The sequence below is a fragment of the Mycoplasma sp. 5370 genome (assembly GCF_054343435.1).
In genome coordinates this window covers 1-16929 of sequence record NZ_JBTGVF010000021.1, presented here as the reverse complement: position 1 = coordinate 16929, position 16929 = coordinate 1, and the positions used below count along the sequence as shown (strand labels likewise).

Annotated in this window: 11 protein-coding genes; 4 read left to right on the top strand and 7 right to left on the bottom strand. The window is 23.2% G+C overall.

Annotated elements, in window-relative coordinates; genetic code table 4:
• Nucleotides 1–74 precede the first annotated feature (74 nt).
• The 6 genes from ACXX88_RS03215 to ACXX88_RS03190 all read right to left on the bottom strand — a co-directional run bounded on the left by ACXX88_RS03215 (nucleotide 75) and on the right by ACXX88_RS03190 (nucleotide 5122).
• A complete protein-coding gene (locus ACXX88_RS03215; RefSeq protein WP_436359094.1) occupies nucleotides 75–1154 on the bottom strand; it encodes a hypothetical protein in 1080 nt (359 codons plus the stop codon).
• 6 nt (nucleotides 1155–1160) lie between these two features.
• Nucleotides 1161–1808 (bottom strand): LemA family protein, encoded by a 648-nt coding sequence (locus ACXX88_RS03210; RefSeq protein WP_436359093.1) that lies wholly within the window; start codon nucleotides 1806–1808, stop codon nucleotides 1161–1163.
• Between the two features lie 156 nt (nucleotides 1809–1964).
• Nucleotides 1965–2522: a ribosome biogenesis GTP-binding protein YihA/YsxC gene (gene yihA, locus ACXX88_RS03205; RefSeq protein ID WP_458559579.1), complete on the bottom strand. Its 558-nt coding sequence runs from the start codon at nucleotides 2520–2522 to the stop codon at nucleotides 1965–1967.
• Complete coding sequence (gene coaD, locus ACXX88_RS03200) at nucleotides 2523–2951, bottom strand: pantetheine-phosphate adenylyltransferase (protein ID WP_436359091.1); 429 nt, start codon at nucleotides 2949–2951, stop codon at nucleotides 2523–2525.
• Complete coding sequence (locus tag ACXX88_RS03195) at nucleotides 2944–4149, bottom strand: acetate/propionate family kinase (protein ID WP_436359090.1); 1206 nt, start codon at nucleotides 4147–4149, stop codon at nucleotides 2944–2946. The genes coaD and ACXX88_RS03195 overlap by 8 nt, the downstream gene beginning before the upstream one ends.
• 1 nt (nucleotide 4150) lies before the next feature.
• On the bottom strand, nucleotides 4151–5122 hold the full coding sequence (locus ACXX88_RS03190; RefSeq protein WP_436359089.1) for a phosphate acetyltransferase: 972 nt from the start codon (nucleotides 5120–5122) through the stop codon (nucleotides 4151–4153).
• A 201-nt stretch (nucleotides 5123–5323) separates the two neighbouring features.
• Here ACXX88_RS03190 and ACXX88_RS03185 point away from each other — a divergent pair, with 201 nt between their 5' ends.
• Nucleotides 5324–7207 (top strand): hypothetical protein, encoded by a 1884-nt coding sequence (locus tag ACXX88_RS03185; RefSeq protein ID WP_458559578.1) that lies wholly within the window; start codon nucleotides 5324–5326, stop codon nucleotides 7205–7207.
• Nucleotides 7208–7230: 23 nt separating this feature from the next.
• Here ACXX88_RS03185 and ACXX88_RS03180 read toward each other — a convergent pair whose 3' ends face one another.
• Nucleotides 7231–10338 (bottom strand): hypothetical protein, encoded by a 3108-nt coding sequence (locus ACXX88_RS03180; RefSeq protein ID WP_458559577.1) that lies wholly within the window; start codon nucleotides 10336–10338, stop codon nucleotides 7231–7233.
• Nucleotides 10339–10436: 98 nt separating this feature from the next.
• Here ACXX88_RS03180 and ACXX88_RS03175 point away from each other — a divergent pair, with 98 nt between their 5' ends.
• The 3 genes from ACXX88_RS03175 to ACXX88_RS03165 all read left to right on the top strand — a co-directional run bounded on the left by ACXX88_RS03175 (nucleotide 10437) and on the right by ACXX88_RS03165 (nucleotide 16837).
• Complete coding sequence (locus ACXX88_RS03175) at nucleotides 10437–12056, top strand: CTP synthase (RefSeq protein WP_458559576.1); 1620 nt, start codon at nucleotides 10437–10439, stop codon at nucleotides 12054–12056.
• Nucleotides 12040–14745 (top strand): cation-translocating P-type ATPase, encoded by a 2706-nt coding sequence (locus ACXX88_RS03170; protein ID WP_458559575.1) that lies wholly within the window; start codon nucleotides 12040–12042, stop codon nucleotides 14743–14745. The genes ACXX88_RS03175 and ACXX88_RS03170 overlap by 17 nt, the downstream gene beginning before the upstream one ends.
• A gap of 475 nt (nucleotides 14746–15220) precedes the next feature.
• Nucleotides 15221–16837 carry an IS1634 family transposase gene (locus ACXX88_RS03165; protein ID WP_458559574.1) on the top strand — a complete coding sequence of 539 codons (1617 nt, stop codon included), beginning with the start codon at nucleotides 15221–15223 and terminating at the stop codon, nucleotides 16835–16837.
• The last annotated feature ends 92 nt before the right edge of the window (nucleotides 16838–16929 follow it).

The following is a 16929-nucleotide window of genomic DNA, read 5'->3' as shown; positions in this document are numbered from 1 at the left end:
AATTTTACCAGTGATATCACTGGTAAAATGTGTCCCAATAAATTGTCCCACTTTACTTAAATCTCATTTTTTTATTATTGTAAATAAAGTGTAGTATTATTAATCAATGAAATTAGATAATATAGAGAATAAACATCAACTAATATATCATTATAAACTTTATTTAAAATTTTAACTTTATCAGATGATTTTGGAAAATCTAGTTCCATAAAACCAAAACTACAATTATAAGTATAATAAATTCTAGATCCTGATGATAATAAATGTAATCCTGTAATTTGAACACCGTTTTTATCATGATATCTCTTTAGTGATAGTTCCATTGCAAGAGGTGTATACATTTGTCTTATTTTTAATTCGTTATTTGAACGTGGAGAAAATGTTTTAACAAAATCTTTATTTTCTAATTTCTCTATGTTTTTTTTACTAAAAAAAGATGATCTAAATAATTCAAAGGCAAAACCTTTATCACCAAGCACTGTTGTATCGATTTGCATAATACCGTTATCTACGTATGTAACTCTATCGTTATCCCCTTTTTTCTTAGCATAATCAATACATTTTCATTTTAAGTTTAAAAAAACAACAGGATATTTTTGATTAATTAAAACTCTTTTAATTGATGTTTTGCTTTCTAAAACAACTTTATCATAGCTTCTTGCTAAATCACTTTGAACTTCTTCAATGTGTCTTTTATCTAAACTAAAATTATTACTTTCGTCAATTTCTTTATTTATTTTATAATCATAGGTTTCATCTAAAACTTTAATGCTTTCTTTATAAATAGAAGGAACATTGAGGTTTTTTTGAATTTCAAGTTGAAGCATCAAAATTAAATTTTTCTTTTTCTTCATAAATATTGAAGCTACCAAAGAACTTATTAAACCTAAAACAAAGAAAACTAATGCAGCTACTGTTAAAGAAACATTTTTTTGAAGTAATCAAATAACAACAAATAAAATAGATAATCCAAGTAAAACTAGTGTTGTGATTATAAAAATAGAAAAAATTAAATGTGCTTTTTTTATTTTTTCTTGTAAATCTTTTGTCTTATCAAAAGTTTCATCTATTGTATTTTTAATAAATGGATAAATTGTTTCTTTTGAAATATGTTGAAACTCTGAAAATGTTTTATAATTGTCTATTGTTTTCATCTAATTTTATAAATCTTTCATAGAAACATCTTGTCTTTGTTGTGCGCTTGCTTGGAATAATGGATAAGTTTCTAAGTGTAATGAACTTGATATAACTGTTGCTGGGAAAACTAAAATAGAAGTGTTAAATGTGTTAACTTTACTATTATATAGTCTTCTTGCTGCAGCTATTTCTCTTTCTAAATAACTTGTTTGTTCCATTAATTCACCATAAAGTGCTGATGTTTTTAAATCTGGATAGTTTTCTGAAACAGCAATCAATCTACCTAAAACTGAATTAGTTAAACCTTCTACTTGAGAAGCATTATCAATACTTTTAGTCATATTTCTTAATTTAGTTACATCAGTAAGAATAGATTGTTCAAAATTTTTGTGTGATTTAACTTGATCTACTAATTTTATTAATGTATCACTACGTTTAGCTAATTGAGTTTCGATTGTACCAGCTGCCTCATTAATTTCATTTTGTTGTCTTAAAAAACCATTTCTTTTAACTAAAAAATAAATTGGTGCAAAAAATAGAAGTAATGTTCCAAAAACTCAGAAAAACACTTTTGCTGCTACTGAACAAACAGGTTTTTTTGCACTATTATCAACTGTAGGTTCAAATCCTTTTGGTTCATTGTTATTATTTGGATTAAATAAATTTGCCATAATTTTCCTTTCTTTTTTTTATTTATATTATTAAATTATGTTTAATTTTATATAAATTAAATCAGTAGTAAAATTTGTTTTGATATTCAATTAAAATGCTTTTCTATGAACAAATAATCCTACTAATAAAATTATATCAATTAAATAGATTTTATTTTAGATTAAAATTTCATTTATTTTTTCAATTAATAAATTTAAATTTTTCTTTTTTGTTGAAGAAACAAAAAAACATTCATATTTATTTAGTAATTCAATTTCTTTTTTGACTTTATATATTTGTGACTGATTTAATTTGTCTATTTTAGTTGCAACTAAAATAATTTTTTTATTTAAAGATTCTAAAAATTCTAACATACTTTTATCATTATCAGTTAATCCAATTCTAGAATCAAAAAGTAAAAAAGTAGTATCTAAATTTTCCCTAAAAGTAAAATACTCTTCAATCATATTGAACATTTTTTCAGAAAGAAATTTTGACATTTTAGCATATCCATAACCAGGTAAATCTACGATTATTTTTTGGTTGTTATTTTCAAAAAAATTAATTAATTGTGTTCTACCGGGAGTATTTGAAGTTTTTGCTATTTTTGTGTTTGCAAGAGCGTTTATTAAAGAAGATTTACCAACATTAGATCTACCTATAAAACAAATTTCTTTTCCTTTATGAAAATATCAATTTTCTTTTTTTGAAGAAGATACTATAAATTTTCACATCTAAAATCCTTTATCATAAATTTTTTTATGTCTTTCTAATGTTGAACTTATTTCTCGGTTTTTTTCATCTGGAAAAAATAAAATTGTTTCTAATTCGCTGTAAATTTCTTTATTTCCATATGCAAGTTCTAATTCATAACTAAAGTCTATATCATTTCTTGCTGCTCTTATTAAAAATTTAACATCTAGTTTTTTTGCAAATTCTGCAGTCAACTCTTTATCGTTAATCAATATTTCTACATTTTTAAGTTTATCTATTTTTTGCTGAACTATTGATTTTTTTTCTTGAAATGAACTTATTTGCTTTTTATCTGGATTTCTAGTTATTACAACATATATAAAATCAAATACTTTTAAAGCTTTTTGTAAAATATTTAAATGCCCTTCGTGAAAAGGATCAAAACTACCTGCAAATATTGCTTTATTCATATAATTTTAATGCGTCTTGTGCAATAAGTAATTCTTCATTAGTTCTTATTACATAAACAGGAATGTCGGATTTAGAAGAAGAAATTAATGTATAATCTTTAATTTCTGAAGGTGAAACATTATTTTTATCTTTATCCAGTTCAATATTTAAATTTGGTAAGGTTAATTTTTCAATAACTAATTCTCTAATAAAACTAGAATTTTCACCAATTCCTGCTGTAAAAACTAATGCATCTATTTTTTTACCAACTTTATTAATGTAGTTAACTAAATAATCTACAATTTTTTGAATATATAAATTTAAAGTAAAAATTACATTTTGATCATTTTCTTTGTATCTTTGAACCAAATCTCTCATATCAGATGAAATACCAGAAACACCTAATAATCCAGATTGTTTATTTAATAAATTGGTAAATTCTTTTAAAGAAATATTAGCAGCTTCGGTTGCATATTCATGAATCGCCGGATCTATATCTCCACTTCTTGTTCCCATCATTATGCCCGCTAATGGAGTAAATCCCATAGATGTATCAAATGATTTAGAATCTTTAATAGCACATAAAGATGCTCCATTTCCTATATGTAAATTAACAAAATTTATTTTTTCTTTATTTAAAATTTTTTCTAATTTTAATGTAATAAATTTATGACTAATTCCATGCATTCCATATTTTTTAATGCCGTATTTTTCTGCAAATTCTTTATTAATCCCGTATTTTGAATTAATATCAGGAATAGAAGTATGGAAGGCTGTGTCAAAACTAGCACTCATTTTAGCATTAGGTAAAACTTCTTGCATAGCTTTAATTGCTTGGATTGCTCCAGGATTATGTAATGGAGCAAATTTTGAACATTCATCTATTAATTCAATTGCTTCTTTTGTTAATTTTGTAGAATCTTTAAAATATTCACCACCATGAACTACTCTAAATCCGATTAACTCAATTTCATCTAAAGAATTAATAATTTTATTTTCTTGTCATAAATCAAGTGTTTTATTTGCTGCTTCTTTATGATTTTGCATTTCAACTTCTTTTTTAATATCATTATCACCAAATGACATTTTAATAAAAGAATTAGCTATCCCAACTCTTTCTGCGATTCCTGAAGCTATAACTTTAAAATCTTCTTTATTAAATAATGATCATTTCATTGATGAAGAACCAGCATTTATTACTAATATTTTTTTATTCATATTATTTTTCCTCTTTAAAAGTCTGTAATGTTGTAATTAAAACTGTATTATAAACATCCTCTACAGTTGATCCTCTAGATAAATCATTTACAGGTTCTGCAATACCAGTAATAACTGGACCAATTGCCCCATAATTCCCAAGTCTTTGTGCTATTTTATATCCTATATTTCCTGCATCTAAATTAGGGAATATAAAAACATTAGTTTGTCCCTCATATGACTCTTTTTTATATTTTGCTTTTCTTACATTTTCGCTAATAGCTGCATCGAATTGAATTTCACCGATAGCTTTAACATCATCACTTAATTCATTAAATTTAATAGTTGCTTCTGAACTTAATTTAGATTCATCACTAATAGCTGAACCATCTGTTGAAAAAGAAAGGAAAGCAATTTTTGGTTTTATTCCTAAATTCTTTGCAAATTCTTTTGAATTTAAACCAATTTCTGCTAACTGATCTGAATTTGGTTTTATATTTACAGATATATCTGAAAAAATAAATTTTTCATTTTCTTTGTGCATTATCATAGCAGATGAAATAGTTTTTATCCCTTTTTTAGGACCTATCACTTTAAAACCAGCTCTTAAAATATCGGCTGTAGTATAATTTAAACCACCAACTACACCATCTACTTCTTTGTTTTTTAACATCATCATTCCATAAAAAGGATTGCTTTCTAAACTTTTTTGAGCAGATTCCATTGTTTCTTTTCCGTTTCTTGCTTCAAAAAATAATTTTGCGTATTTTTCCTTTTTAGAAGAACTAATTACTTCTTGTTGAATTTTAGAAGAAAGGTTTTTATTTTCTTTATTTACAAGTAAAATAACATTTACTAAATCAGTATTAACTAATTTTTTAGCTGCATCAATAGCTCTTTGATCTTCTCCATCTATTAATAAAATGGTTTTTTTTGATTTTAATTCTTTGTTTTTTATATCAATTTTATTTTCTAATTCTTTTTGAAAAAACATTTTTTCTCCTTATTTATTTAATAATAAAAATTATAATACTTTTTTAAAAAACTATTTCTTTATTATTGAAAATAAATTCAATAAAAGAATTATTTTCGTTTTTTTATAAAAATTTATAAAAAATAAAGAAAGTTATTTTATTTTTTTGTATTAGTTTTATAATTTATAAATAGTAATTTTTAAATAATCAAAAGGAGAAAAATGTTAAAAAATAAAAAAGAAACAAAAAAAGCATTATTTATAGCTTTGCCAATTATCGCAATCGGAATTCCTGTTGCCGTGGGAACAACTGCTATTGTTTTAAAACATAAAAATAATCAAAATATAGATATTAAAAAAAATGAAACAACTAATTTCAGTATTTCTAAAAATACCAATGGATGACAAATTTTTCTAAAAACTAAAGATAATCAGCCTATAAACAATTCATCCAAAGAAATTGAATTTACTAATGAAGAAAACGAAAGTATTACTTTTAAAGCATCTTGACAAAAAGTGAATAATGATAATTTTTGAGTTATAAATATAAATGATTTATCTATTCCAAAAAAAGGTAGTTATTCAATTCAGATACCAAGCGACATTACACTTGTTGAAAAAACAGAAAATATAAAAATTAATTTCCCTTTTTTTGAAATCAAAAATACGGGAAAAAAGGGGGAATTAGAAATTTTCTTTACCAATATTTTAAATAGTAATTCTATAACTTATACTTTAGAAAATATTGAAAATACAAATATAAATAAAACAAAAAACATAACTATAGTAAATAATTCATTAAAAATAGATATACCTAATGATTTAGTAAAAGGAAAATATTTACTTAAAAAATTATATTTTAATCCCACTGATAATTTAATTGATAATCATTTTTTAGAATTAAATAAAGAAAAATTAACTATTTCAAATTTAAATTTTGGACAAATCATTGAAAATAAATTAATTATAAATTTAGAAACTTTAAATAAAAATATAAAAAATCCAAATAATTTCAATAATTTTTCTTTAATTTTCGAAAATAGAAATAATGAAGTTAAAAAAATATTAGGAACTATTGAAGAAAAAAATCTTTCTTTTGACTTAAATCAATTAAGTGATAAATATGTTTGAAATATTTTGCAATTAGAAATTGCAAATTCTTCAAATGAACAAAATAAAATTATTTCCAATTATAAAGATTTTAGTGAATCTATAAAAAATTATTATAAAGCAGAAAAAAAAGAAGTTTCACTTGAAAATTCTTTTGTAACAAATAAAAGTTCTTTACTTTTTATAAATGATCCGAATAATTGAATAGATTTAAGTTCTCAAAAATTTAAAATTAAGCATTATAATAAAAATAAAGAATTGTTAGAAGAAGTTAATAATTTCAACGTTGTGGATTTAAAGAAAAAAGCTGTATTATTTGAATTTAAAAATTCTTTTCAAACAGAAGATTTTATTCAAGTTGAATATTCCAATAATGAAATTAATTTAAATAAAAATAAGTTTATTTTTAATAAAAATACAACAGAAACAAACAATCTTATTACTGTCCAAAAAGAAGAAAATAAATTAGATATTTTACTAAAAAATAATTTAGAAACTACTAGTAGTTCAGAAATAAAAGCAAGTTTCGTTGTAATAGATGAAAAAAATCATATTACTACAAATGAAGAAAAAATATTACACTTAATAGATAAAAACAAACTAGAAATTATGCTAAATGATTCTTTCTTTGAAGCTAATAAAACATATTATTTATCTTCAATAGAATTTATTAATAATGCTTCCCATATGCTTATTCCTTTCGATAATAATAAAATCACTAAAATTTCAACATTCGAAAATAATATAACAAATATTAATATTTTAAAAAGAGAAACTATAAATAATACAACTTATTTACATTTTGAACTACCAAATACTTATCTAAATAACGAGTTAAATCACCTATTTTCAATAGTAAAAAACGATAAAGAATATAAAGGATATACAGATTTAAACACACTAACTTTCTATATAAATGATAATTTACCAGAAAATTTATCCGGTTCTATAATTAAAGATCTAAACTCTGGAAGAATATTTAAAATTAATAAATAAAAAAACTCAATTTAGTTGAGTTTTTATCTTTTTAAGAATAATATATCAATAAAATTATTACCTATATTATTATTTTCGTTGTTTTGAATAGTTCTATTAAAGGAATGAGATTTTAAAACAACTTTTAATTTAAGAAAATTATTTTCTCCAATAGTTTCTTTGCTTGCTGTTTCTACTTGAATATTATAAAAATCTTTTGAAATTGGAGAATTAAATGAATTTTTAACTAAATCAGTTATACTAGATAACAATTTACTTATTTTGGTATACTCTAAAATTTTATTTCATCTTTCTTCTTTATTGGAAATTTGATTAATTTCAGCAATTAAATTATCTAAATCAACAGATTCAGGATTTTTAAATCCATAATAACTATTAAATTCATCTCATTTTTCTGTTGAAAATTTTTCAATTTTTTCTTTAAAATTTAAATAAAGACTTTGTGATGTATTATCAAAGTTGAATCCACCTACTAACATAGGACCATAAATTTTCTTATATTTAGATTCTGGGTTATTTTCGTTTAAATTATCGAATCAAAAACCTATTTTATATTCCATAAAGCCTTGCATTGCATATGCAGAAGTTATATGTGGATCATATAAATTTTTTTGATCTCTAAATTTGATGAAAAATATTTTTAGTTTTGAACTATCATAACTTTTTAACGATTCATCAATATTTAAAAAATCATTTAATTTTTCATCTTTTATTTCAACTCAAGTAGTTGGATTTCCAAATGAATAATGTAAATCGTTAGTTTCTACTTCAGTAAATGTTTTGTCAAAATCTAAAGTAGATTTAGTTAAACCTTTATTTGATATTGAAATTAATTTTTCAAAATAACTATTACTTTGATTAAAATGTTCAAAGAAATTAACATTATATAAATTGTTAATTGTAATTTTTTTAGAAATTGAATAATTTGATCCAGATTTTAATTTGATATTTAATTTTAAAATACCGTTTCTTTCATCAATTTCTGTTTCAGAAGACGATTTATTTACTTCTATTTCTATTGAATCATCAAAATTTCTAATCTTATTAATGTCAGTTATCTTTATAAAATCAGATGTTGAATTTAAAGATTTTAGTGCTCCAGAAGCTCAGTATTTTTTTGTTAAATTTAAAGAAGAAATATTATTAATTATTTCATTTAATTCTATTTCTGTTTTTGGTGTAGATGTCTTTGATTTTGTAAATGAATTTTCAAAATTAAAATCTTGAGTGCCAAAACTTAATTTTTTAATTTTATAATTAACATTGTTTTTTAAATAAGTGCTAAATATATAATTATTTTTATCTTTATAAAGGAATTTTGGTTCAATAATTTGAGTTTGATTATTAATATCAAAAATTTCAAGTCTTGGTTTTAATAAAGAAAATTGATCTAATAATTCACTATTATTAAAATTTACAGAAATATCAGATATAAAGGAATTTTCTTTATTTTCGGTAATATTTACAGAATTTATTAGTGCATTTTCTTCTCTATTTTTATCATTATTAAATTTAAGGACTCCTTTATGTAAATAATCTAATTGAATTTCTTTATTATTTACAAAAACTTTAGTTAAAGAAATTTTTCCATAATAATTATAATTTGGAATATTTGCTTCTCATTTATCATTGACTTTAGTTGCATTTATTTTTCAATAACCACCAAAATTAGATATAAATTCCAATTTGACATCATTCAAATTACTTTGATCAATATCAACAAGTTCTAATTCTGTTTTAACTTTCAAATTATTATTAGATTCTAAATTAAACTCAGTATTTTTGAATCTACTAAAACTTGTTTTAGAACTAAATTCTTTATTTATTCCGTCTTTTGGTAAAATAGAAATTCTTGGTTCAACAACAGAAATTAATCCACTTCTATCAATTTTAAAATCCACTATTTCTAAAATAGCATTTGAAGGAATTTCAAATCCATCTTCATAGTCAAAAGTTGATGAATCACTAGTTGTACTAATTGTGATAGGAATATTTTTTAACCCTTCATTTTCTGTTTTTCTAATTGAAATATCTACAGTAAATTCTGTATCTGAATTTGTTTTATCTTTTAAAGTTAATTTTCCAATATATTCACTTTCTGTGAATTCAAATAATTTTTCCACATTGTTAAAAGAAAGTAATAAACGATTTGGATTTGTTTCATCAATGTGATAACTTATACTTTCATAAGATATTTTTTGAGAATACTCGTTTGTTTGAAAGACAAAATCATTTGTATTTTCAGAATTTTCTCAATTATTTCCTATTTTTTGTGCTGAATTTAAGCTAGTTAGTGGTTTATTATTTAAAGTAATATTATTAATTAAATAGTTTTCACTAAACTCTAAATTTGATAAATTAAAAATAACTGAATCGGAATTTTCAATATATTGTTGGGAGTTAAAAAATTGTTTATCCTTAATTTTTCCAGATATTTCAATTTGAAAATCTTTATTTTTTACATTTTTTAATAAATGTTTAGAAAAATTTACTTTAAGTTTTGCAAATTCATCTGTTTTTTCTAAAATTTCTAAAGATGAAATTACAAAGTCATCATTTTCATTTGAATCAGGAATTTCTGGCTCTTGTTTATCGTTTGGATCTTCAATATTATTTATGGAACCATTGTCTGGATTATCAATTACGTCTTTTTCCTTTGGATTTTCAGGTTTAGGTGTATCAGGATCTGTTTTAGGAACTTCAGGTTCTTTTTTTTCTTCACTAAATATAATTTCTCTTTCAGTATCAGTATATCTTTTTAATGAAATATTTTCTTTATTTATAAAGAGTTTATCGATAAATAATGAAGATTTATCTTGCAAAATTGAAGGAAGTAAAACTTCAATTTTGCCATTCAAATAAATAAACTCTTTTAAAACATAAGTTTTAGAATCTGTTTGATTTTCTTTTAAAGTTAATTCAATATTATTAATTGTTTCTTTAAAAGAATTAGGAAGAAATATAAAAACTTTTTCTTTCGTCCTACTAAATTTAACTTTTTCCTTTAAAAATATATTTTCTTTATTTTTGTTTTTATTAAAAACTATTGCTAAAGTTGCACCAATAGAAGATGCTGCAATAGTACCAAGCACTATTGATGATAATATAATTTTTTTAGTTTTGTTTTTCATATTTAAATTATAAATATTTTTTTATTTTTACAAAAACAAAATATCAATATTTTTGTATAATTTAAATATTAAATGTATTTGTATGAAAGAGAGAGAAAATGTCTAAATTTATTTTTGTTACAGGTGGTGTAATTTCAGGATTAGGAAAGGGAGTTTCAGCCGCTTCAATAGGAAATCTTTTAAAATCAAGAGGTTTTAGTGTTTTTGTTTTAAAATTAGATCCTTACTTAAATGTAGATCCTGGAGTTATGTCTCCTTATGAACACGGAGAAGTTTATGTAACTGCTGATGGTGGAGAAACAGATCTTGATCTTGGACACTATGAGCGTTTTATTGATGAAAAATTTTCAAAAGATTCCAATTTTACAAGCGGTAGAATCTTTTGAAATATTTTAGAAAAAGAAAGAGAAGGATATTATGATGGTAAAACTGTTCAATATATCCCACATGTTACTGACGAAATAATTAGTATAATTAAAAATATAGAAAAAAAATATAAAAGTGACTTTGTTATAGTTGAAATAGGTGGAACAGTAGGGGATATTGAATCAAATCCGTTTATTTACGCAATAGCACAAATGGGTAGTGAATTCAATGGTATAAACACTTTTTTCATTCACGTAACTTATGTTCCTTTCCTTGAAACATCAGGTGATTTTAAAACCAAACCTACACAAGATTCTATTAATAAATTAAGAGGTATGGGTATAAAACCTAATATGATACTTTTAAGATCTAACGATGAAGTTGATCACACTATTTTAAACAAAGTTGCAAAAACTACATTTTTAAATCCAAGAAATGTTATTTCTGCTCCTGATCTAAAAAATGTATATGAAATGCCATTATATTTAGAAAAAAAAGATGCAGCCAATATTATATTAGATTACTTTAATATTACACATATAAAACCAAATTTAAGAAAATGAACAACTTTTGCTAACAAAGTTAATAAAGAAAAAAAAGCTGAATTATTAATCAAAATGCTTGGAAAATATACAAGTTTTTCCGATGCTTATAAATCAATAAATGAAGCTATTAAAATTTCTGCATTTGATAAAGGATATGAAGTAAAACTAGAATATGTTGACTCAAATATTCTAACAAATGAAAATATATCTGAAAAACTTGATGATGCTGATGGTGTAATTATCTTACCTGGATTTGGTATTAGAGGTTTTGAAGGAAAAGTTTTAGGAGCAACATATACAAGAGAAAAAAATATTCCAACTTTTGGCATCTGTTTAGGTATGCAAGCAATGTCTGTTGCTCAAGCACGTCTCAAAGGTTATAAACATGCAACTTCTAAAGAATTTGCTACAAACAACAAAGAAGAAGTTTATGTTCTAGATTTTATAAAAGGTAAAAACGAAAAAGACCAAATGGGTGGAACTTTAAGATTAGGAGAATCTGAAACAGTCTTTAAAAAAGATTCTTTAATTGCTAAATTTTACAAAAGTACTTCTGTTTTTGAAAGACATAGACATAGATACGAAATACAACATGAATTTATTGAAAAATTAGAAGATGAAAATTTCAGTTTTTCTGGTTATCATCCAAAATTAGGTCTGGTTGAATCTTGTGAAGATAAAAGCAAAGATTTTTATATCGGAGTGCAATATCATCCAGAATTCAATGCAAGACCACTAAATCCTCATAAATTATTTAGTGCTTTTGTAGAAAAAGCAGCAGAAAGAAATAATGGAAAACAAAAATAATTCTTTACAAAATACATTTAAATACATTGATTTAAATAAAGGCTTAAATCATGAACAAATTTCTAAAAACAAAGAAAAATACGGTGTAAATGAACTTAAAAATAAAAAGAAAACCCCTTTAATTATTAAATTTTTAAAACAATTTATTGAACCGATGATTATTCTTTTAATTATTGCTGCATTTTTAGCTTTAGGAATTGCTATTTATGAAGCAGTAGTTCATTATGAATATAAGAATCATATAGAATTTATAATTAGTTTTGTAGAACCTTTTGTGATATTTTTTATTGTAATTTTAAATGCTATATTTGGTTTAATACAGGAAAATAAAGCAGAAAAATCGATTGAATCACTTGCTAGTTTAAGTTCTCCAACATCAAAAGTCATTCGAAACGGGCAAGAAATAATTATTGACACAAAAGACATCGTTGTTGGAGATATATTGCTAATTGAAGCAGGAAATACTATTGGTGCTGATGGCATTATTGTTAATTCTGCTCAATTAGAGGTTGAAGAATCAATTTTAACAGGTGAATCTTTAAGTGTTTTTAAAAAAAATATATCTAATTTAGAATTTAACTGAGAAGAAGCAGAAGATACTGTAGTTTATTCAGGTACAAATGTTATAAATGGTAGAGCAAAAATTCTAGTTACAAAAATTGGGATGGAAACAAAATTAGGAAATATTGCTAAATTGCTAAATCAAGAAAAAGAAAAACTCACTCCACTCCAAAAACAACTTGCAAATTTAAGTAAAAAAATTGGAATTTTTTCCGCTATTTTATGTGTAATTACCTTCTTTATTTATATTTTTATAGTTGCTTCAGGAAATTGAAGTCTTTGAGCAAAAGGTGTTGTTATTGCTATAACTTTAGCTATTGGAACTATACCAGAAGGTTTAGTACCAATTGTTACTGTTATTTTATCTATTGGAGTTAAAAGATTATCAAATAAAAATGCTCTTGTTAAAAAACTACCAGCTGCTGAAACTTTAGGAAATGTTTCAATAATTTGTAGTGATAAAACAGGAACATTAACCCAAAATAAAATGAAGGTTATAGAAACTTTTAAAAATAACGCTTTTTCAGAAGAAGACTTTATTAAATATTTTATTTTATGTACAGATGCCAACTCATCTATAAATGAAAAAGGGGAACACAAATTAATTGGAGATCCAACTGAAACTGCTATTATCCAATTCGGAATTGATAATAAAATTTTGAAAGATTCAGTTTCTGGATTACACCCAAGAATAAACGAAATTCCTTTTGATTCAGATAGAAAAATGATGACTGTTTTTATAAAAATTAATGAAAATATTTATTCAATTACAAAAGGAGCTCCTGATTCTATTTTTGCTCTTGCAAACAATTTGTCAAATCAAATAGAACATAAAAACATCGAATTTTCTAATAATGCTTTAAGAGTTTTAGCATTAGCAATTAGAAAATGAGACAAATTACCAGATGATTTAAGTTCAAAAAATGTGGAACAAAATTTAACATTAGTTGGATTAATAGGGATGATAGATCCACCAAGAGAAGAGGTTAAAAGTTCTATTGCAATTGCACAAAAAGCCGGAATAAAAACTGTAATGATTACTGGTGATTATGCAAACACAGCTTATGCTATTGCAAAACAATTAAACATAGTAAAATCCGATGAAGATTTAGTTTTAAGTGGAAGTGAATTAAAACTAATGAGCGATGAAGATTTAAATGAAAACATAGAAAAATATGCAGTTTTTGCTAGAGTTAGTCCTGAAGATAAAATCAGAATTGTTAAAGCTTGACAAACCAAAAATAAAGTTGTTTCTATGACAGGTGATGGAGTAAATGATGCTCCTGCTCTTAAAGCTGCTGACATTGGTTGTGCTATGGGAATAACAGGGACCGATGTTTCCAAACAAGCTGCAGATATGGTATTAACAGATGATAATTTTTCAACAATAGTTAGTGCTATAAAAGAAGGAAGAAGTATTTTATATAGCATAAAAAGATTAATGATTTTCCTTTTTACAACCAATTTAACAGCTTTATTAACTACTTTTATTGGAATTTTAATTTTTAGTATAAATCCTTTATCTTCTTTACAAATTTTGTGAATAAATGTTATTTCTGAAACTTTCCCAGGAATTGCACTAGGTTTAAATAGACCAAAACAAAATTTAATGAATAAAAAACCAAATCATAAAAATGCTTCTATCTTAACTAAAGAAATGATAATTCAAATATCTTTACTTTCCATCTTGTCATCAACACTATCATTATTAGCATTTTATTTAGGTGCTTATAGTCAAAGTGGTGTAGCAAATTTAAATGAAATAAAAACAATCTTAGCTAAAGAAAATTTATCAACACTAAATTTTGCTTCTTTATCTTGTTTCATGACTATGGGAATAATTTTATCTTTAAATTCTATTATATTAAGAAGTAATGAAAGTCTATTTAAACAAAAATTTAATGATTTAAAATTTGTTCTTTTAGCTTTTGTAATTAGTTTTGTTGTTCTTTTACCAGTTACTTACATACCAGAATTTTCCAAAGTGTTTAATATGAATGTATATGTAAATTCATTTAATAATTGAATACTTGCATTACCATTTATTTTTGGATTAGTACCAACAATTTTTATTGAATTTATCAAATTAATTAATCTATTTGTAAATAAAAAACTTAAAGTCAATTAAACAAACTTTAAGTTTTTTTCATCATTATTTTAATAACTTTAAATCTCATTTAAAATTTGAATGAAAATAATTATTTTGTATTTATAGAAAGTATATCATTTACAGTATTTACATCCATAAGTTCTAAGTTGTCTGACTTATCAATTGAGTAAAAATCAACTTTAATTAAATTAGATTCTCTTGGTTGAGAATAAAGCTGAAATTCATTATAAAAAGGAAGAATATAGACCTTTTTATCTTTTTCATTTATATAAACTTGACTTACAGAAAATTGAGTTTTAGGAATATAAATATTTGCAATTAAATCTTTATCATTAAAATATGTTCAATATTCCTGTGTTTCCCAGTTAACAAAGAAAAAAATAATAAAATTTAGATTGTATATATTTATTTATAAATATATACATTTTTTATTTTTTTTAATAAAATTCTTGCTATAACTTGCTATTTATGATATAATTTAAATATGAAATTAATGTTATTTAACTCTACGGGACCAAAAAAAGCAACATATAAAAATATTGGTTACTGAGATACAAGCGGAAGTTATAGAAGAAATATTAGATTATTAGCTTTAGGAAATCAAGAAAAGCTACTTAAAAAGAATCCTAATTATGAACAAATTATTAAAAGCATAATAAGTAAATATGACACAACCGTAAATATAGAAAAATTAGAAGCAGAAATAAATTCTGCACTTCTTTTGAGTTCAAATATTACTAAAACTAAAAATTTTAGTGCAGAATTTATTTTAGAATTTATGTATGATTTAAACATTTTTGAAAATTTTAATTTTGGTAAGCACAAAGGGATGAAAGAAATACTTTCTTATCAAATTGCTAATAGAATTTGTCAACCTTCAAGTATTTTTAAATCTTTTATAAATAAGTCTGAATCATATACAGACTTGGATTATTCAAAAAATAGTTTTTATAGAATGCTTGACTTATTAGAAGATAATAAGGAAAATATCTTGAAAAATATATCTAAAAAGTTTGTCAATGAAAACGAAACTATTTTTTTCGATTCAACCACAATTTATTTTGAAAGTTTCAAAAAAGAAGAATTAAGATTACCAGGATATTCAAAAGATGGAAAATTTAAAGAAGATCAAATTGTTTTAGCAATGGCGTGTAATTCAGAAAATATACCTATTTTTTATAAAATTTTTCCTGGAAATACTGCAGATGTAAAAACATTAATTCCTTTTATACAGGAATTTAAGGAAATTTATAAAAATACAAAAATTACAGTTGTTTCAGACAGAGGAATGAGTTCTGCAGAAAATATTAACTTTTTAGAAGAAAATAATATAGACTACATAATTTCAAAAAGAGCAAATATCGAAACAAAAAAATATAAAGAATTTTTATTAAAAGAAGATGATTATGTCGAGATATCAGGAAAGTTTAAATATAAAACTAAAGAAATTTTTGTAGAAAATAAAGAAAATAAAGGGAAAATAAGAAAACAAATTGTCACCTGAAGTAAATCCAGAGCTAAATTAGATAAACTAAATAGAGAGAATGAAATAAATAATTTTATTAAAAATCAAGACAAAAATGGATTTGTTAATGAAAAAAGAATGATAGGATACAAAAAAACCAAATATTTTAAACAATTGAATTCTTCTAAATATGTTTTAGATGAAGAAAAAATTTCAAATGATCAAAAATTTGATGGTTATTATGTATATGAAACTTCTTTAAAGGATTTAGATCCATTAAAAGTTGTAGAAATATACTCAATGCAATGAAAAATAGAAGAAAATTTTAGAACATTAAAAAATAATTTACAAATTAGACCAATGTATGTTTATACAACTAAACACATCCAAGGACATGTATTATTTTCTTTTTTATCATTATGAATTTTGAAAATGTTTTTATTAAAAATAAAAAATTTCTATAAAGATAATGGAATAATACAAAAAATTACAGATGAAAAATTTATTTTAATTTTAAAAAATTTAATTTATATGACAGAAGAAGATAGAAATAGCAATAAATTATTAACTTTTAAAAGATTAGATAACGAATTATCAGTAATGGCTTGAAATTTTTATGATGAATATATAAAATACATAAAATAGCAAGTAAATTTTTAAAAAAGCAAACGAAAAGTGCTGTAAATAAAGTGGGACAAAAAACTTAACATTAGGTTAAGTTTTTTTGTTCGCCTTAT